The organism is Sulfuriferula sp. GW1, from assembly GCF_047300855.1.
Taxonomy (GTDB): Bacteria; Pseudomonadota; Gammaproteobacteria; order Burkholderiales; family Sulfuriferulaceae; genus Sulfuriferula.
Map to the genome: position 1 here is coordinate 910,084 of NZ_CP170197.1, position 15,775 is coordinate 925,858.

General features: G+C 55.1%; 16 protein-coding genes. 13 read left to right on the plus strand and 3 right to left on the minus strand.

Annotation, left to right across the window (positions count from 1 at the left end):
• The 3 genes from ACFDAU_RS04605 to pgsA are packed head-to-tail and all read left to right on the plus strand — an operon-like array spanning position 1 to position 2,580.
• On the plus strand, positions 1-186 hold the full coding sequence (locus ACFDAU_RS04605; RefSeq protein WP_413438838.1) for a tautomerase family protein: 186 nt from the start codon (positions 1-3) through the stop codon (positions 184-186).
• Positions 176-1,981 carry an excinuclease ABC subunit UvrC gene (gene uvrC / locus ACFDAU_RS04610; RefSeq protein ID WP_413438839.1) on the plus strand — a complete coding sequence of 602 codons (1,806 nt, stop codon included), beginning with the start codon at positions 176-178 and terminating at the stop codon, positions 1,979-1,981. Before ACFDAU_RS04605 ends, uvrC begins: the two co-directional genes overlap by 11 nt.
• A gap of 26 nt (positions 1,982-2,007) precedes the next feature.
• Positions 2,008-2,580, plus strand: coding sequence for a CDP-diacylglycerol--glycerol-3-phosphate 3-phosphatidyltransferase (pgsA, locus tag ACFDAU_RS04615; protein WP_124705390.1), 573 nt, complete (start codon positions 2,008-2,010; stop codon positions 2,578-2,580).
• 260 nt (positions 2,581-2,840) lie between these two features.
• On the opposite strand, the gene ACFDAU_RS04620 is transcribed toward pgsA, so the two are convergent.
• Positions 2,841-3,737 (minus strand): zinc-binding dehydrogenase, encoded by an 897-nt coding sequence (locus ACFDAU_RS04620; RefSeq protein ID WP_413438840.1) that lies wholly within the window; start codon positions 3,735-3,737, stop codon positions 2,841-2,843.
• Positions 3,738-3,779: 42 nt separating this feature from the next.
• The gene (locus tag ACFDAU_RS04625; RefSeq protein ID WP_413438841.1) at positions 3,780-4,052 is read right to left on the minus strand and encodes an alcohol dehydrogenase catalytic domain-containing protein; all 273 of its coding nucleotides are present in this window, start codon (positions 4,050-4,052) and stop codon (positions 3,780-3,782) included.
• A gap of 167 nt (positions 4,053-4,219) precedes the next feature.
• On the opposite strand from ACFDAU_RS04625, the gene ACFDAU_RS04630 reads away from it, so the two are divergent.
• The 3 genes from ACFDAU_RS04630 (at position 4,220) to dsbG (ending at position 8,540) form a co-directional block, all read left to right on the plus strand.
• Positions 4,220-5,932 (plus strand): alkaline phosphatase D family protein, encoded by a 1,713-nt coding sequence (locus ACFDAU_RS04630; RefSeq protein WP_413438842.1) that lies wholly within the window; start codon positions 4,220-4,222, stop codon positions 5,930-5,932.
• A gap of 178 nt (positions 5,933-6,110) precedes the next feature.
• Positions 6,111-7,466: an MFS transporter gene (locus tag ACFDAU_RS04635; protein WP_413438843.1), complete on the plus strand. Its 1,356-nt coding sequence runs from the start codon at positions 6,111-6,113 to the stop codon at positions 7,464-7,466.
• A gap of 264 nt (positions 7,467-7,730) precedes the next feature.
• Positions 7,731-8,540 carry a thiol:disulfide interchange protein DsbG gene (gene dsbG / locus ACFDAU_RS04640; protein ID WP_413438844.1) on the plus strand — a complete coding sequence of 270 codons (810 nt, stop codon included), beginning with the start codon at positions 7,731-7,733 and terminating at the stop codon, positions 8,538-8,540.
• Between the two features lie 306 nt (positions 8,541-8,846).
• Here the strand turns inward: dsbG and ACFDAU_RS04645 are convergent, their stop codons facing one another.
• Positions 8,847-9,017: a hypothetical protein gene (locus ACFDAU_RS04645; protein WP_413438845.1), complete on the minus strand. Its 171-nt coding sequence runs from the start codon at positions 9,015-9,017 to the stop codon at positions 8,847-8,849.
• Positions 9,018-9,155: 138 nt separating this feature from the next.
• Between ACFDAU_RS04645 and ACFDAU_RS04650 the strand changes: the two genes are divergently transcribed.
• The 7 genes from ACFDAU_RS04650 (at position 9,156) to oxlT (ending at position 15,750) form a co-directional block, all read left to right on the plus strand.
• Positions 9,156-10,199, plus strand: a complete 1,044-nt coding sequence (locus tag ACFDAU_RS04650; RefSeq protein WP_413438846.1) for an ATP-binding protein — start codon at positions 9,156-9,158, stop codon at positions 10,197-10,199.
• On the plus strand, positions 10,192-10,755 hold the full coding sequence (locus tag ACFDAU_RS04655; protein WP_413438847.1) for a dihydrolipoamide acyltransferase: 564 nt from the start codon (positions 10,192-10,194) through the stop codon (positions 10,753-10,755). Before ACFDAU_RS04650 ends, ACFDAU_RS04655 begins: the two co-directional genes overlap by 8 nt.
• Positions 10,752-12,107, plus strand: coding sequence for a sigma 54-interacting transcriptional regulator (locus tag ACFDAU_RS04660; protein WP_413438848.1), 1,356 nt, complete (start codon positions 10,752-10,754; stop codon positions 12,105-12,107). The genes ACFDAU_RS04655 and ACFDAU_RS04660 overlap by 4 nt, the downstream gene beginning before the upstream one ends.
• 221 nt (positions 12,108-12,328) lie before the next feature.
• Entirely contained in the window at positions 12,329-12,664 is a 336-nt protein-coding gene (locus tag ACFDAU_RS04665) for a hypothetical protein (RefSeq protein ID WP_413438849.1), read from the plus strand.
• Between the two features lie 178 nt (positions 12,665-12,842).
• Positions 12,843-13,406 (plus strand): BON domain-containing protein, encoded by a 564-nt coding sequence (locus tag ACFDAU_RS04670; protein ID WP_413438850.1) that lies wholly within the window; start codon positions 12,843-12,845, stop codon positions 13,404-13,406.
• Between the two features lie 103 nt (positions 13,407-13,509).
• Positions 13,510-13,779, plus strand: coding sequence for a BON domain-containing protein (locus ACFDAU_RS04675; protein ID WP_413438851.1), 270 nt, complete (start codon positions 13,510-13,512; stop codon positions 13,777-13,779).
• A gap of 666 nt (positions 13,780-14,445) precedes the next feature.
• Entirely contained in the window at positions 14,446-15,750 is a 1,305-nt protein-coding gene (oxlT, locus tag ACFDAU_RS04680; RefSeq protein WP_413438852.1) for an oxalate/formate MFS antiporter, read from the plus strand.
• Positions 15,751-15,775 lie beyond the last annotated feature (25 nt).

Below are 15,775 nucleotides of genomic sequence, written 5' to 3' on the forward strand. Positions count from 1 at the left end.
ATGCCTTATGTGAATATCCGCATCGCAGGCAGTTTGAGCCGCGAACAGAAGCAGAAAATCGCCGAAGAAATCACCGGTACGCTGGAGCGCGTGGCGGGTAAGCCTGCCTCGTACACTTATATTGCCTTCGATGAATTGCCGGAAGAAAACTGGGCAATCGCGGGCAAATTGCTGGATGAAGACTGAAAGTTTCGACAGCAAGGCATTTCTCGCCACGTTGCCCGGATTACCCGGCGTGTATCGCATGCTCGGGCAGGATGGCGAAGTGCTGTATGTGGGCAAGGCGCGCGACCTGAAAAAACGCGTGGCCTCGTATTTCCAGAAGACCGACCAGAGTCCGCGCATCCGTCTGATGGTGGCGAAAATCGCCAGCGTGGAGATCACCATCACGCGCTCCGAATCCGAAGCGCTGGTGCTGGAAAACAACCTGATCAAGGCGCTATCGCCGCGTTACAACATCCTGTTCCGCGACGACAAGTCCTATCCCTATCTCATGCTCAGCGGCCACCGCTATCCGCGCCTGGCCTATTTCCGCGGCACGCCGCAGCGCCAGGACCGGTGCTTCGGCCCGTTTCCCAATTCTTATGCGGTGCGCAACAGCATCCAGATTCTGCAAAAGGTGTTCCGCCTGCGCACCTGCGAGGACAGCGTATTCAATCATCGCTCGCGCCCCTGCCTGCTGCACCAGATCAAGCGCTGCACTGCGCCGTGCGTGGATTTGATCAGCGCCGAGGACTACGCCGCCGACGTGAAGAATGCCGCGCTGTTTCTGGAGGGCAAGGAAAACGAGGTATTGCAGTCAATCACCGAAAAAATGCAGCAGTCTGCGGATGCCATGCGCTATGAAGAAGCGGCGTTGTATCGTGACCAGATCAAGAGCCTCACCGCAGTGCGCGAAAAGCAGTTTGTAGCCAGCCAGAGTCAGGCGGATGCGGACGTAGTGGCCGTGGTGGCCGAGCAGGGTCTGCTATGTGTTAACCTGCTGATGATACGCGGCGGGCGGCATCTGGGTGACAAGACCCTGTTCCCGCAAAATGCCCAGGACGTTGTCCCCAAAGAAGCCATGGAAGCCTTTCTCTCCCAGCATTATCTCAATCGTGCCATTCCACCGCAGATCATCGTTTCCGAACCGGTTGATGCTGAGGCGCTGGCGGCGGTTTTCAGCGAGCAGGCCGGGCGCAAGGTCAGCATCCAGGTCAACCCCATCGGCGAACGCCGCAGCTGGCTGGCCATGACGCAAGGCAATGCGCGCATCGCCATCACCCGCCAGGTCGCGCAAAAAGCCACGCAAGAGGCGCGTCTCACCGCGCTGCAGGAAGCGCTTGTCCTGCCTAATTTGCAGCGCATCGAGTGTTTCGATATCAGCCATACCATGGGCGAGGCGACGGTGGCGTCGTGCGTGGTATACGACAAGGGCGCGATGCAGAATGGCGAGTACCGGCGCTACAACATCAGCGGGATCACTCCCGGCGACGACTATGCGGCGATGCGCGATGTGCTGACCCGGCGCTACACCAAAATCCAGCAGACCGAGGCCAGGCGCCCCGACCTGATCCTGATCGACGGCGGCGCCGGCCAGCTCAATATCGCCAGCGAGGTCATGGCTGAACTCGGCATCACCGACATCGAGTTGATCGGTGTCGCCAAAGGGGTCGAGCGCAAGGCCGGCATGGAGCAGCTCATCAGCATCGATGGCCGCGCCACGCGCCTGCCCGGCGACCACCCCGGCCTGCACCTGATCCAGCAAATCCGCGACGAGGCGCACCGTTTTGCGATTACCGGCCACCGCGCGCGGCGCGGCAAGGCACGCACCCACTCGGCGCTGGAAGACATTGGCGGCATCGGCCCGAAACGCCGGCAAAAGCTGCTGGAGAATTTCGGCGGCCTGCGCGGCCTGCAAAATGCAGGGGTGGAAGAGATCGCGCAGATCGAGGGAATCAGCCGCGCGCTGGCTGAAAAGATATACCGTGAATTACACTAGCCCGATATCTCACTAAAATTTACGCCATGCCACTCAACCTGCCCAACCTGCTCACCTGGCTGCGCATCATCATGATTCCGCTGGTCGTCGCCGTGTTCTATCTGCCGGACGGCTGGCTCACTCCGCATCAAATAAACCTGATTGCCGCTGGCATGTTTGGCATCGCCGCCATTACCGACTGGCTGGACGGCTATCTGGCGCGCATCCTCAACCAGACCTCCGCCTTCGGCGCCTTTCTCGACCCGGTGGCCGACAAACTGATGGTCGCTGCCGCACTGATCGTGCTGGTGAAGCTGGGGCGCGTGGATGCGCTCATCGCGCTCATCATCATCGGTCGTGAAATCACCATCTCCGCGTTGCGCGAATGGATGGCCAGCATCGGCGCACGCGGCAGCGTGGCGGTATCGATGATCGGCAAACTCAAAACCGTGGCGCAAATGGTCGCCATCCTGTTGCTGCTGTTCCATGAAACTTTCCTGGGTCTGGATACCCAGCAAATTGGCACCTGGCTGATCTGGCTGGCCGCCGTGCTCACGCTGTGGTCTATGGCTTACTACCTGCGCCAGGCGGTGCCGGAAGTGATCAGGCACGGGCGGTAAGACAAGGTCCGTGCTGCGCTGACCTTGCGCAGACAGGTCAGTAGATTCTTGATCTTCCCGAACCCAAAGCCGAAAAATAAACCACCCGTAAATTGCGGCATTGGCGAGCACGATGAAACCGGCTAGCCAGAATTGAATATTGCTTGTGAGTCCTGCGGGATAAATGGTGGGCAGGAAATAGTGCTCAATGAAGCTGTCCGTAGCCGGTGCTACGCTCCGCTGCCACCCCGCACCATATGGGGCAGGGTGGCATTCTCTGATTACGCGGCGGCGCGCGCTTTTTCCCTGAACTGGATGAGCACTTTGGTGTAGCCGTCGATCCGTTCATCGAACTTCTTGTACGCCTCCGGCGCCTGATCGATCTGGATGCGATGGCTGACGATTTTGCTCGGCTTGGCGCGGTTGGCGATGATCAGGTCGCGCAGATACTCGTTGTATTGCTTGACCGGGCATTGGCCCATGCCGATGGTGACCGCCTTGTCGAAGAGTTCGGCCAGCGGGAGCGGGAAGATGCCATGCTTCGCCTGCTCGCTTTCCGCGCCCGGATCCGGGGCAATGTAAACGCCCACAATGCCGACATGACCGGCCGGGTTGACGAGCCGGATCATGTTGTCCAGCACCTGCATCGGCTTCTCGCGGTCATAGTCCTTGTCGTCACGGGCCTGGTAGCCCACCGTATCAATCACGCACTCCACGCCCTTGAGTTTTTCCTCGCCCGGACGCAGCCGTTGCTGCAGCGGCGCCGCCGCCTGCCGGCGCTGGAATATCTGCTCCACCGGATCGCCGTCGCGTGCGTTGATCGGCGTGGCGCCCAGTTCCTGCGCCTTTTTCAGCCGTTCGGGAATGAAATCGACGACGTAAATTTCCGACGCGCCCTTGATAGACGCGCTCAGCGCCGCCATCAACCCCACCGGGCCGGCCCCGAAAATGGCCACGCTCCGGCCCGGACCGACTTGGGCGAGTTCGGTCGCGTAATAGCCGGTGGGGAAGACATCCGCCAGCAGGATGAAATCCTCCTCCCATTGATCGAAAGGCTGGCCCGGCAGTTTCAGGCAGTTGAAATCCGCGTTCGGCACCATGACATACTCCGCCTGGCCGTCCTTGTAAGGGCCCATGCCGGCATAGCCGTAGGCTGCGTGGGCTTTCTGTTCATTCATCGTGAGGCACATGTTGGTATAGCCGCGATGGCAGTTGTAACATTAACCGCAGGCGATATTGAAGGGCAGCACCACGCGGTCTCCCTTCCGGATGCTGGTGACTGCCTCGCCTACCTCCTCGATGACGCCCATGATCTCGTGACCCACCATGTGCCCCGCATCGAGCGCGGTGCGGCCTTCATACATATGCAGATCGCTGCCGCAAATGGCCGTGGTCGTCACCCGCAGTACCGCATCCTTCGGACCGGCGACCGCGGGGCGCTGCTGTTCGGAAACCTTCATGCTGCGTACGCCTTCATACATGACAGCTTTCATGATCATCTCCTTTCGCTTCGTCGATAGGATAAATTCCGACACGGCGGCCACGAACTTGTTCCCCGACCAATTGAACCCGGCGCCATTGCTTGATATTGCCCGGTCATATTGCTGCAACAGACCGCCAGTAGTCTTTGCGGCTGACGAAATGAATGGGCGGAAATGGCATGAATCGAAGAGGTTTTCTCAAAGGGCTGGGAACGACGGGAGCTGTTGCATGGCTGGTTTCCGGGCGTTCTGCGGCCGCGGATATCCTGAATGGCTACAGCAATCCGGTCAGTTTTGTGGACCCCCTGCTTTATGACCAGGAATTCCAGGTCGATCCGGCCATTGCGCCCAATCGCATTTTCAGCCTGAGCGTCAGCAGCGGCGATCCGCGCCCCCATGGGATCGTGTTGTGGACACGGGTGGATCCCGCTGCGATCGATCCGGCTGCGCCCGGATCGGTTGCTTTCGAGATCGCCAGCGATGCCGGGTTCCTGTCGGGCAGCGTTGTCATCCGCGGGCGCGCGTCGCTCAACGGTGCCCACGACTACACCGTCAAGCTGCCGATCCAGCACAGGAAACTTGAGCCATTGCGGACTTACTATTACCGCTTCATCTACAACCAGTGCGCGAGCCGCGTGGGACGCTTCAAGACCCTGCCGGAAGCCGGCGCCAGCCTGGAACGGATCAGGTTCGCCTTCATCTCCTGTCAGGATTATTCCAATGGCTACTACACAGCCCTGGCACATCTGGCGAAGGAAGACGCGGATTTTGTCGTGTTCCTGGGCGACTATATCTACGAGACCGTGGCCGATCCCAGCTTTCAGAACGCGCAGGTGCGTTCCGTGCCGCCTTTGCCGAGCGGCGGCAGCGCGGCCGCCGGGCTGGAGGATTACCGGCACCTGTACCGGGTATACAAGACCGATCCCAACCTGCAGGCGGTGCACGAGCGTTTCACCTTCATCCAGCTCTGGGACGACCATGAATTCGCCAACGATTGTTACCAGGATTACCACCCTGACAACAACCCCAATCCCGACGCGCCCACCCCGACGCTGAGGCAGGCAGCCAGCCAGGCGTGGGTGGAGTACGGCGTGGCGGACGTACCCTTCGATCCGGCGGCAGCGCCGCTGGACTCGGTGCAGGTTTACCGCACCTTCCGGTTCGGCAACCTCATGGATCTGGTGGCAACCGATGAGCGGCTGTACCGCGACGGGCCGCCCTGCGGTGACGCGACCAGCCAGCGCTACCTCACCCAGCGTTGCGCCGCAGCTGAGAACGCGACGCGCACCATGCTCGGCGGCACCCAGCGCGACTGGTTCCTGGACACCGTGCGCAACAGTACGGCGACCTGGAAATTCTGGGCCAACGAAGTCACTGCCATGCAGATGAAGGTCGGGCCGGTTTTCGTGACGCTGGACCAATGGGACGGCTATCCGGCGGAGCGAGCCAGGCTTCTGTCCAATATCGGTTTTTATGGAGTAAAAAATTTTGTCGCCATCACCGGCGACATTCATAGCTTCATCGCCGGCTATCTGAAGCCGAACTTCGACGACGCCTCGGAGCCCGTGGGCGTGGAACTGGTGGTAGGGTCGATCAGTTCCGCCAATTTTAGCGAGCTTGCCCTGTCCCAGGTTCCACTTTCCAGCGCGCCTCTCCCTGTCCCTATCCCCACGCCACCCGGGGTAGGCGTGGAAGGCCTGCTGATTGCGGGGAACCCGCACATGAAATTCTTCAACTCATCGACCCATGGCTATTGCCTGATGGATGTCGAACAGGGTGGGGTTACCTGTACCATGAAGGCGGTGACCACCATCCGCCAGCCGCAGGCGGAACTTTATACGCTGAAGACCTTCCTGATTAAAAGGGACAGTGTGGAACTGATCACGGTGTAGAGTAAGGTTGCGCAAGCGTCAAATCCGCAATGGCTTGTGTGCCGAAGGCGTGTAAGCCATTAATCACATGCCATCTCGACGGTAAAATCGGATTTGATTGACCCTGGATCGAATCCGCCCTAAAGTTTCATATCCCATAAGCCTGAGTACAAACGCGGCTCGCCTGCCAGGAGTTGGTGTGACCACAGCGTTAAATAAGCTTGCAGTCGATACCCAAAGCCGCGGTCTGATTCTGTTGACTCTGTGCCTGGGAGTCTTGATGGTCCAGGTGGATACATCGGTGGTCAATCTGGCGGTGCATGCCATTGGCGTGGCCCTGCATGCACCGCTGACATCGCTGCAATGGGTGGTGGACGGCTACAACCTGACCTACGCCGTATTGCTGATGTCGGGCGGAATTTTGGCTGACTTGTTCGGCCGCCGGCGCATGCTCATGGTGGGAGCGGCTGTTTTCACAATCGGTACACTCCTGTGCGGGCTGGCGCCGAGTACCGGCGTGCTGATCGGCGGCCGGGTCATTGCAGGAACCGGCGCGGCGTTGTTACTGCCCGGCACGCTTGCCCTCATTCGAGTCATCTGGGTCGAACCGCAGCAACGCGCCCATGCGATAGGTATCTGGGCAGGCACGAACGGAGCCGCCCTGGCTATCGGTCCCACGCTGGGCGGCTTGCTGATCAAGCTGGCCACCTGGCGTAGCGTGTTCCTGCTGATCGCCCCGATTGGTCTGGCGGTGCTATGGCTGGCACCGCGCGTGATTCCAGAATCCTCTGATCCACATGGCCGGCACATTGATCTGCCCGGGCAGATTTTTGCCGGGCTGGCATTGGCAGGATTGTCCATGGCGGTGATCGAGCATGGATATATTGCAAGTATCAGTGCTGTAGCGTGCGGGCTGTGCCTGCTGTTGTTTCTGTTCGTCGAAAATCGTGCGGGACAGGCTGCGATGATGCCGCTGCAATTGTTCCGCAACCGAAGGTTCGGTGGCGCTATCGCTGTCGCAGCAGCCATGACCTTCGGTATGTACGGCGTGCTGTTTCTATTGCCGATGGTCTGGCAGATGTCTGGCACCCTGAGTGTTTCCTGGGCAGGTGTTGCATTGCTGCCCATGTCCCTGGCATTTATCGCGCTATCTCACAAATCAGGCGCCTGGAGCGGCCGTTTCGGATCGCGCCGCATGATGGCCGGCGGCATGGCCCTGATCGGCTGCGGGATAGGGACTCTGTCCTTTACCCAGGCAGGCCGGCCACTTGGAATAGCGGTGGTTGGGCTACTGTTGACCGGAATAGGCATGGCGTTGAATACCGGCCCGGTTCTGGCAGCCGCGGTGGCCGCCGTGGAATCATCTCGCGCCGGTACTGCCGCCGCGCTGGTGAACACTGCCAGGATGGTGGGTGCGACCCTGGGTGTGGCGGTGCTTGGTGCCATTTATGCGGCAGGCGGTGATGCGGTATCCGGTTTCATGGCCGCCATGCGAATCGGCGCAGCAGTAGTACTTGCGGGCGCAGGAATCGCTGCGTTGACGAGCGCTGGATGAGTTTTTGTCCCGAGGGAAACGGGGTGGCCAACTTATAGCCTGTGAGCATCCACAACTGGCCGCCCAATTCAGATGCATTGCCGTTCTGCTTGTTTATGGATACATTCAAGGCCGCTAACGAAGGCTTTTTCCTCAGCGCATTTGTCAATATGAACTAAATGACATTACCGTTCCCTAAATGGGGAGCGCTTTTCAAAGCAATCGCAATGGGCAGCGGAAAAAATCGCCAGCTTCCTGATCGTCATCAATCAAAAAGGAATGAAATTGAAATTATCATTGAAACAAACAGCCTTGTTTGGAATAGTACTGGGCCTTTCCACCAGCGTATTCGCGGCCGAATATCCCAAGGTCATTCAGACCGCCGTTAATCAGGGCGTCAAGGTTGCAAAATCTTTCCCTGCCGCTTCGGGTATGACAGGCTGGGTTCTTTCCCGCGAGGGACAATACTCCATTGTATTCACTACGCCGGACAATAAAACCCTGGTGGCGGGTTTGATGATCAGCGAGAGCGGCGCCAATCTGTCGCAGGAATATGCCGAGAAATATATCCCGAAACCGGATTTTTCGGCTGTCTTCAAGGATCTGGAAAAAACCACGATGATCGTGGAAGGCGCCAAGGCGCCTAAAGGCATCCTGTATGCGTTCTTCGATCCAAACTGTCCGTTTTGCCATATGACCTGGAAAGCGCTGCAGCCGTATGAGGCGGCTGGTTTGCAAGTCCGCTGGGTGCCGGTTGCATACCTCGCGCCGACCAGTCTGCCCAAAGCGATAGAAATGCTGGCCTCGGCGAATCCGACCGCAGCATTCCGCGCGAATGAACAGAATTTCGGCAAGGAAAAAAATCCTCCGGCAAAATACACGGCCAGCGCTTATCCCGAGATTGCCAAGAAACTGGAAAAAAATGCCGAGTTGATGCAAAAATTCGGTTTTAACGGTACGCCAGGTATCGTGTGGAAAGACAAGAGTGGCAAGATAATGGTCAAGAATGGCATGCCTAAATTGTCGGAATTGCCAGCCATGACAGGTTTGCCTGAACAGAAAATTGATGACCCGGAACTGACCAGATTCCGTTAAGTGAACTTCAGGGCAGGGCCGGGTTGCCCTGCCCGTCCGATCTGGCTGAACAAACGATGCGTGTCGTCCTTAAACTTGTCACGCTTTGTCGCGATTGCCGGGCGATTGAAACGGCCGGCAATGCACAAATCCGGCTAGAGGATTCAGGATATGAAAGCAAGCACGCCGCTCGTTGAATTGGAGGATGAGTCCGCGCCCGTTTCCAAGGGATTGCTCCGGCATAATCCCAAGTCCTTCCTGAAACTGATTCTCATCGGATTTGTTCTGGTGGCCCTGCCGCTTATCATCGCCCTCATCAATAGCGCTTTATCTATTGATAAACTGGCCGAGCAGAGCCGCAAAGCGGTTTACCAGGCAGCACAGATCGCGCATGGCAGCCGCGTCCTGCTGGATGAAATCTCCACCATGGAACGTAGTGTGCGACAAACGCTGATCCTCGGCGATGCATCCTTGCTGGAGGGTTATTTCCAGGCGCATGCGAAATTCGTGAGTACGGCGATGAGTCTCTCTGCATTGTCTTTGCGCCCGGATCAGAAACAGGTGCTGGACCGACTCACAGCTTCCGAATCAGCCATTTTTCAGCAGGTATCTTCGGCGCGCCGATCATCACAGGGCTTGCAGGAAATCGTCAGTGATTTTGTGCCATTGCTGGATACGGCACGCGCTTTCTCGTCTAGCGGTTATGCGTTGATTGAGCACGAAGTGACTGCAATGCAGGACATGGCCTGGCATGCACGATCGATTGTGGTATGGCAACTGCTTGCGCTGGTCCCGTTTGCTATTCTGCTGGCGCTCGGTTTTTCGGTATTGATTGCGCGTCCGATTCGACAGATCGATGCCGCCATCAGGACCATGGGAGAGGGTGAACTTTCCAAAGCCGTGAGCGTGGAAGGTCCGCAGGATTTAAGGTACCTTGGGCAAAGGCTGGACTGGATGCGCCGCCGCCTGCTGGAAGTGGAAGAGCAGAAGACCCGCTTTCTGCGCCATGTTTCGCATGAACTCAAGACACCGCTCACGGCCATGCGCGAGGGCGCTGATTTGCTGGTGGAAGGGGTGGCTGGAGAGTTGAGCGTGAAGCAGCGCCAGATCGCAAATATTCTTTACACCAACAGTATACAATTGCAAAAACGCATCGAGGATTTGCTTAATTACAGCGCGCTTCAAAACGGACAAAACGGGCTTGTAAAATGCTCGGCGGCATTGAAAAAAATTGTAGAGGATGTGTTGCAGGATCAGAAACTCGCAATCATGAACAAAAACCTGCAGGTTGAACTGACATGCTCTGACCTGGTGGTTGAATGTGACAAACAAAAAATTGGCATTATTGTGGATAATCTCGTGTCGAATGCGGTGAAGTTTTCTCCTCCAGGAGGGCATATTAAAATCAATGTGAGGCGGGTTCGCGAGTCGGTTTGGCTGGAGGTTGCGGATTCGGGTCCAGGCGTGGCGGAAGCAGATCATGCGAAGGTATTCGAGCCTTTTTATCAGGGGCGCAAGGCGCCGGATATGCATGTCCAGGGAACCGGTCTTGGGTTATCCATCGCCCGCGAATATGCGCGTACGCACGGAGGGGAGATCGAGCTTTTGAAACAAGATGGCGCTGGTGCCTGTTTTCGTTTGTTGTTACCGATCGGTAATTCGGAAGGCGCACATGTCTGACATTCTGCAACGATTCTGGATTTTCCCCGTTATTATGTCGGTGTCCCTTGCAGCATGTACAAACTTGCCGACAAACCCTTCGCATCTTTCAGCTACGGGGTGGTCGCCTTCCTTGCTCGTGACCAGTCATGTGGAAGAGTTGATGCTGTATTACGATTTTTTGCGTAAACAGCCAGCGCCGGAACTGATTAAAGAATATGACAAAGCGCGGCAGGGTCTGGCGCAATCCAAAACGGATGTAAATCGAGTGCGGGTAGCGTTACTTCTTTCGATGCCTAATACGCCATTCCACGATACGGCAGCCGCGCTTGGTTTGCTCAACGAAGTGAGCAAAGAAACCAAAGCGCCTTCACCAAGCTTGCGTGGTCTGGCAAACATGATGGCGATGATGCTCGCAGAACAGCAACGTGCCAATAATAATGCAGATGATCTGTCGCAAAAACTGAAAGATGAGCAGAAACGGGTCGATGCATTGCAAGGACAGGTTGATGGCATCAAGAATATGGAAAAAAATCTTATCCGCCGGGATAGGCGCGGAATTACTATAAAACCATGATTGAATCCAAACTAAAAATCCTGGTTGTCGATGACGATGCCGATCTGCTGGAGTTGCTCTCGATTCGGTTGGCTGCTGCCGGTTATGAAGTGGAGACGGTGCAAAATGCCGAGTCAGCACTCAATCGTCTGGATGTGTCGCGCCCGCAACTGGTGATCACCGATATGCAGATGGGCGGTATGGACGGCATGGCTTTGTTTGAGCACATTCATCGTACTACACCCACCTTGCCGGTCATTATCCTGACCGCACATGGCACGATTCCAGATGCGGTTGCAGCCACGCAGCGTGGTGTTTTCGGTTATCTGGCCAAGCCTTTCGACAGTAAGACCCTGTTGGCCCAGATTGCCCAGGCGCTCAGAATTTCACCCGGCATCACGCCTCAGATTGAAACGCCCCAGGCACTGTGGCGCGCCGGCATCATTACGCAAAGTGCAGCGATGGAAGATCTTCTCACCAAGGCGCAGCTCGTTGCAGAGGGTGATGCAAGTGTGCTGATACACGGAGAGAGCGGTACCGGCAAGGAATTGTTCGCCCACGCCATTCATTACGCGGGAAAACGCGCCAATCGACCTTTTGTGGCGGTCAATTGCGCAGCTATCCCGGAACAGTTGCTGGAGTCGGAACTGTTCGGGCATGTGAAGGGGGCTTTTACAGGGGCCGTACGCGATCATAAAGGGCTGTTCCAGATCGCTGAAGGAGGCACGCTGTTCCTCGACGAGATCGGCGATATGCCGCTGCTGCTGCAGGTAAAATTGTTGCGCGTGCTGCAGGAAAAGCAGATACGACCGGTGGGTTCTGCGCAGACAGTCGCGGTGGATGTGCGCATTATTTCTGCGACCCATCGTGATCTCAGGGCAGAGGTGGCGACCAGCAACTTCCGCGAGGATCTCTATTACCGGCTAAATGTAGTGTCGTTAACCATTCCGTCCCTGTCGGAGCGGCGCGAGGACATTCCTTTGCTGGCGAACCATTTTCTTGCCTCGCTGACCAAAAAATACGAAAAGAATATCAATGGTTTCGCACCCGAGGCGATGGAGATGCTGGTCAGCGCATCCTGGCCGGGCAATGTGCGCCAGCTGATGAATATCGTCGAGCAATGCGTGGTTCTGTCTACCACGCCGCTTATTTCCTCTGTGCTGGTATATGACGCCATGCATAAGGAAGAAGAGCAGCTGGTTTCGTTCGAAGAAGCGCGCAAGCGCTTCGAAAGAGAATATCTGGTACGAGTGTTGAAAATCACTTCCGGCAATGTGACGCAGGCGGCTCGCCTATCCAAACGCAATCGTACCGAGTTCTATAAATTGCTGCAGCGACATCAACTTGATGCCGCGACTTTTAAACTGTCATAAATCCTTTTCCCCGTCACCGTTCGGCGACAAGATGTATTCCAATATTTTTCAATAAGTTAGCATGCTGCTGCCATATCCATGTTGCTGGAAGGCGACACAAACCTGTTCCTCACCCCTTTTTTTATAAGTAACTCACTGTTATTAATCGATAATTCAGTATGGCATAACAATTGCTCATTTTTGTAGACAGCAATATTGCTGCGTACTTTAAGGAGCGACAGATGAGTTATCGAGCATTAAATTTGCAAAATAAGGCAGTCCAGGCATTCGCATTGGGAACCGCATTGGTTGTTTTCGGAATGGCCCATAGTCATGCTGCCCCAGCCAGCAAAACTGAAGTTTCTCCAGCCATGTCGTTGTTTGACACAAACCATGACAGTTTCGTCAGCCCTAAAGAAGCCTCGGCACAGGGCATGCCTGCACAGGTATTCAAAGAGGCTGATGCCAACCACGACGGAAAACTGAGCCCTGACGAGTTGGCCAATGCCATGGCGACCGCAAGCGTACCGTCGGCCGACGCACCGACCATGCCATCTCCAGGAACTCCAAAGTACTAAACAACAAATAGCATTACTGCGAGGTACGCCCAAAGTCGACTTGAATGATTAGTTCTGATTGAGTTGGTTGGGTTTTGCTTCGTTTTCTTTAGGGCGGCAGAAAATTTGGGTTGTTGCTTATCTGGAATGATCGGTCAGCTACCCGTGGTGAGGAACAAATAAAACAAGGAATCAATTCATGGAATACCCCACATTCACTCTTAAAAAGAGACCCTGCTTAAGCTTTGAATACCCCACATTCACTCTTAAAAAGAGACCCTGCTTAAGCTTTCTGGTTGGAATGGCTCTTACTTTTGGGGTTGCCACCGCATCCCACGGGACACCACTGTCCCAGCCCGGAGATTCCACATTCAAAAAATATGATACCAATCGGGATGGTTTGATCAGCAAGGAGGAAGCTGCTGAACACAAAATGTCCAGCAAGGCATTTGAAGAGGCGGATACCAATGGCGACGGAAAATTGAACAAAAGCGAGTTTGTCAAAGCAGAGTCAATAAATGAGCGCGTCCAGGTAGCGAAATATGTGGATGACAGCGTGATCACTGCAAAAGTGAAAGCGGGTCTACTCAAACATTCACTTCTGAAAGGTTTGCAGATACATGTCGAAACCTACAAAGGAGCGGTACAACTGAGCGGGTTTATTGACAATGACAAGCAAGTTGCGGCGGCCGGGAAAATCGCTGCCGGCGTAGAAGGAGTTACGAAAGTCATCAATAATTTGATTCCCAAAAATAATGATTAAGCAGCGCGGGTTTCGGTCGCTCATGATCAAGGGCTGCTTAGAAACGTTTGCAATGCCGGGCGGCTTGGACCGGGTTTTGTTTAATAGCTAGAGGATACGATTCATGAAGATGCAACACCGCGCACGCTCCTTCCATTCACAAATCCAGGTATTGAAGGCTGTTGATGACCGGATTATCACAGCCAATATACAACGTGCATTGAAGCAGCTCCTGTCTATGGGTCAGGCATTTATCCATGTGGAAACTTTTGCGGGAGGGGTGGAGTTGACCGGATGGGTCCGCAAAGCCGTACAGGAACAGCTGGCTGTGGTTCTGGCAACAGAGGTACAGGGTGTTTCCTACGTTGTAAATAACCTCAGTGTGCGTGGTTAGATTATGCGGCGGTATTTCGTGTAATGGTGTAACTGCGGGGTTTCTGTGTCATCGCCTCGAGGGAAGGCGTTCGGAATGAACTTATCAAAAAGAAATTTATATCCCATATTGTTGATATCCGGAATCGCGCTTACGATTTTCAGTCTTCTCGGATTTGCGGCAATCTGCGGCTGGATTCCTTTTCTGGCCCTCCACGAAAAATCCTCTATGTCTATCGGCACGCATACTGCAGCACCCCAGCGTCCGATCGCTGCCAAGTAAATTAGCGTCCAGTTGTCCCCTACTACCGGGAAAAAAGCATGCGGTCCCGGCTATTTTCTTTTTTTCACCGCACTTCTCCAGTGCATTCCTTGTCCCCGTAAAAAAATGCTTATAACCAGTTGTTTCCGGTACTCCGGGATTTTTTCCTGATAATGAGCAGCGCAAGCAAAAAAATAATCAAATGTTAGTTATTCAAGGATAAAAAATAACAAATGATAAGTGCACCACACTGGATTGTCGCGCACCAATGCGGGCATGAAAGGGTATGAAAAATGCTGGGTTGATATTATTCTGTTGTCTAATGCATTGAAATGCAATATTATTTGTGTTTAGCATGCATGTTGCTAAAGACCTCCTGAAAGCTCTGATCTTTTGTTAGGGCTGACATTTTAGTGAGGTGAATACATGAATAAAGTTGCTGATTTAGAGAGTTCGTCAAAGTGGTCGCATAACCGCTGGTGGCAGCTGGTTTTCGGGCTGGTTGCGATGATGTCCATTTCGAGTTCACAGTATGTCTGGACCCTGTTTGTGAAACCCTTGCAATCTTCGCTTGATACCAGCCTTGCAGCCGTGCAGGTTACCTTTTCGATTTTTGTTGTTTTGCAGACCTGGCTTTCGCCCCTGCAAGGCTTCTTGATACAAAAGTTTGGGCCCAGATTGCTGATTTCAATAGGTGCGATATTGACGGGCGGCAGTTGGGTGCTGGCTGCAGCGGCCCATGATCTGGCCGGGTTATATCTTTCCTACGGTGTGATGGGTGGGTTGGGAACAGGGATTATCTATGTGGGCATTGTCGGTTTGATGGTGCAATGGTTTCCGGACAAGCGAGGTCTTGCAACAGGGCTGGTGGCGGCGGGCTATGGCTTCGGAGCGATATTGACGACTTTCCCCATCGCCTCGATGATCAAAAGTGCGGGCTATGCACACGCCCTGACGGTATTTGGCATGATTCTCGGCCTGGTAGGGTTGGTGGTTGCGCAGGGCTTGCGTCGTGCGCCGAAATCCTCGGAGTTGCCGGCCTTGGTTATCAACGCTTCCAGTCCGGCCATTTCCCAGAGTACGCGCCATTACACTTCGAAAGAGATGCTGAAAACCCCCGTCTTCTGGCTGTTGTTCGTAATGATGGCCATGATGTCTACCGGCGGCCTGATGGTCATCTCCCAGATGGGGGCGTTTGCCAAGGATTTCGGGGTCAGCGACGTGCTGGTGTTCGGTTTGGCGGCGCTGCCTTTGGCGTTGTCGATTGATCGATTTACCAATGGGTTGACGCGCCCATTTTTCGGGTGGGTCTCCGATCATATTGGCAGGGAAAACACCATGGCCGTTGCGTTTATGCTGGAAGCCATTGCGATCGTAATGATGCTTGCCTTTAGAGAGAATGCGTTGGCGTTTGTGCTGCTGTCGGGTGTCGTGTTCTTCGGCTGGGGTGAGATATTCTCGTTGTTCCCCTCTACCTTGACGGATATTTTCGGTACCGGCAATGCGACCACCAACTATGGATTTTTGTATATGGCTCAAGGCGTTGGCGCTATTCTCGGGGCTCCGGTCGCCGCCTTGCTTCATGAAGCCACACACAGTTGGGTACCCATCTTTGGCATTGTTACGGTAATGGATGTGGCGACAGCCTTGCTTGCATTTTTCGTGCTCAAGTCGTGGCGCAAACGTATGGTTACTGCCGAGCATGCTGAAATGGCTCCAGCGTTAGCCTGAACGCCTTTTTCCTTGACGGAAGAAT

What these genes read in the sequence shown, in the direction of transcription:
- ACFDAU_RS04605 (WP_413438838.1), top strand. Translation starts at nt 1, where the DNA reads ATGCCTTATGTGAATATCCGCATCGCAGGCAGTTTGAGCCGCGAACAG.
- uvrC (WP_413438839.1), top strand. Translation starts at nt 176, where the DNA reads ATGAAGACTGAAAGTTTCGACAGCAAGGCATTTCTCGCCACGTTGCCC.
- pgsA (WP_124705390.1), top strand. Translation starts at nt 2,008, where the DNA reads ATGCCACTCAACCTGCCCAACCTGCTCACCTGGCTGCGCATCATCATG.
- ACFDAU_RS04620 (WP_413438840.1), bottom strand. Translation starts at nt 3,737, where the DNA reads ATGAATGAACAGAAAGCCCACGCAGCCTACGGCTATGCCGGCATGGGC.
- ACFDAU_RS04625 (WP_413438841.1), bottom strand. Translation starts at nt 4,052, where the DNA reads ATGAAAGCTGTCATGTATGAAGGCGTACGCAGCATGAAGGTTTCCGAA.
- ACFDAU_RS04630 (WP_413438842.1), top strand. Translation starts at nt 4,220, where the DNA reads ATGAATCGAAGAGGTTTTCTCAAAGGGCTGGGAACGACGGGAGCTGTT.
- ACFDAU_RS04645 (WP_413438845.1), bottom strand. Translation starts at nt 9,017, where the DNA reads ATGCGCCTGGAAATAACCCTCCAGCAAGGATGCATCGCCGAGGATCAG.
- ACFDAU_RS04655 (WP_413438847.1), top strand. Translation starts at nt 10,192, where the DNA reads ATGTCTGACATTCTGCAACGATTCTGGATTTTCCCCGTTATTATGTCG.
- ACFDAU_RS04660 (WP_413438848.1), top strand. Translation starts at nt 10,752, where the DNA reads ATGATTGAATCCAAACTAAAAATCCTGGTTGTCGATGACGATGCCGAT.
- ACFDAU_RS04665 (WP_413438849.1), top strand. Translation starts at nt 12,329, where the DNA reads ATGAGTTATCGAGCATTAAATTTGCAAAATAAGGCAGTCCAGGCATTC.
- ACFDAU_RS04670 (WP_413438850.1), top strand. Translation starts at nt 12,843, where the DNA reads ATGGAATACCCCACATTCACTCTTAAAAAGAGACCCTGCTTAAGCTTT.
- ACFDAU_RS04675 (WP_413438851.1), top strand. Translation starts at nt 13,510, where the DNA reads ATGAAGATGCAACACCGCGCACGCTCCTTCCATTCACAAATCCAGGTA.
- oxlT (WP_413438852.1), top strand. Translation starts at nt 14,446, where the DNA reads ATGAATAAAGTTGCTGATTTAGAGAGTTCGTCAAAGTGGTCGCATAAC.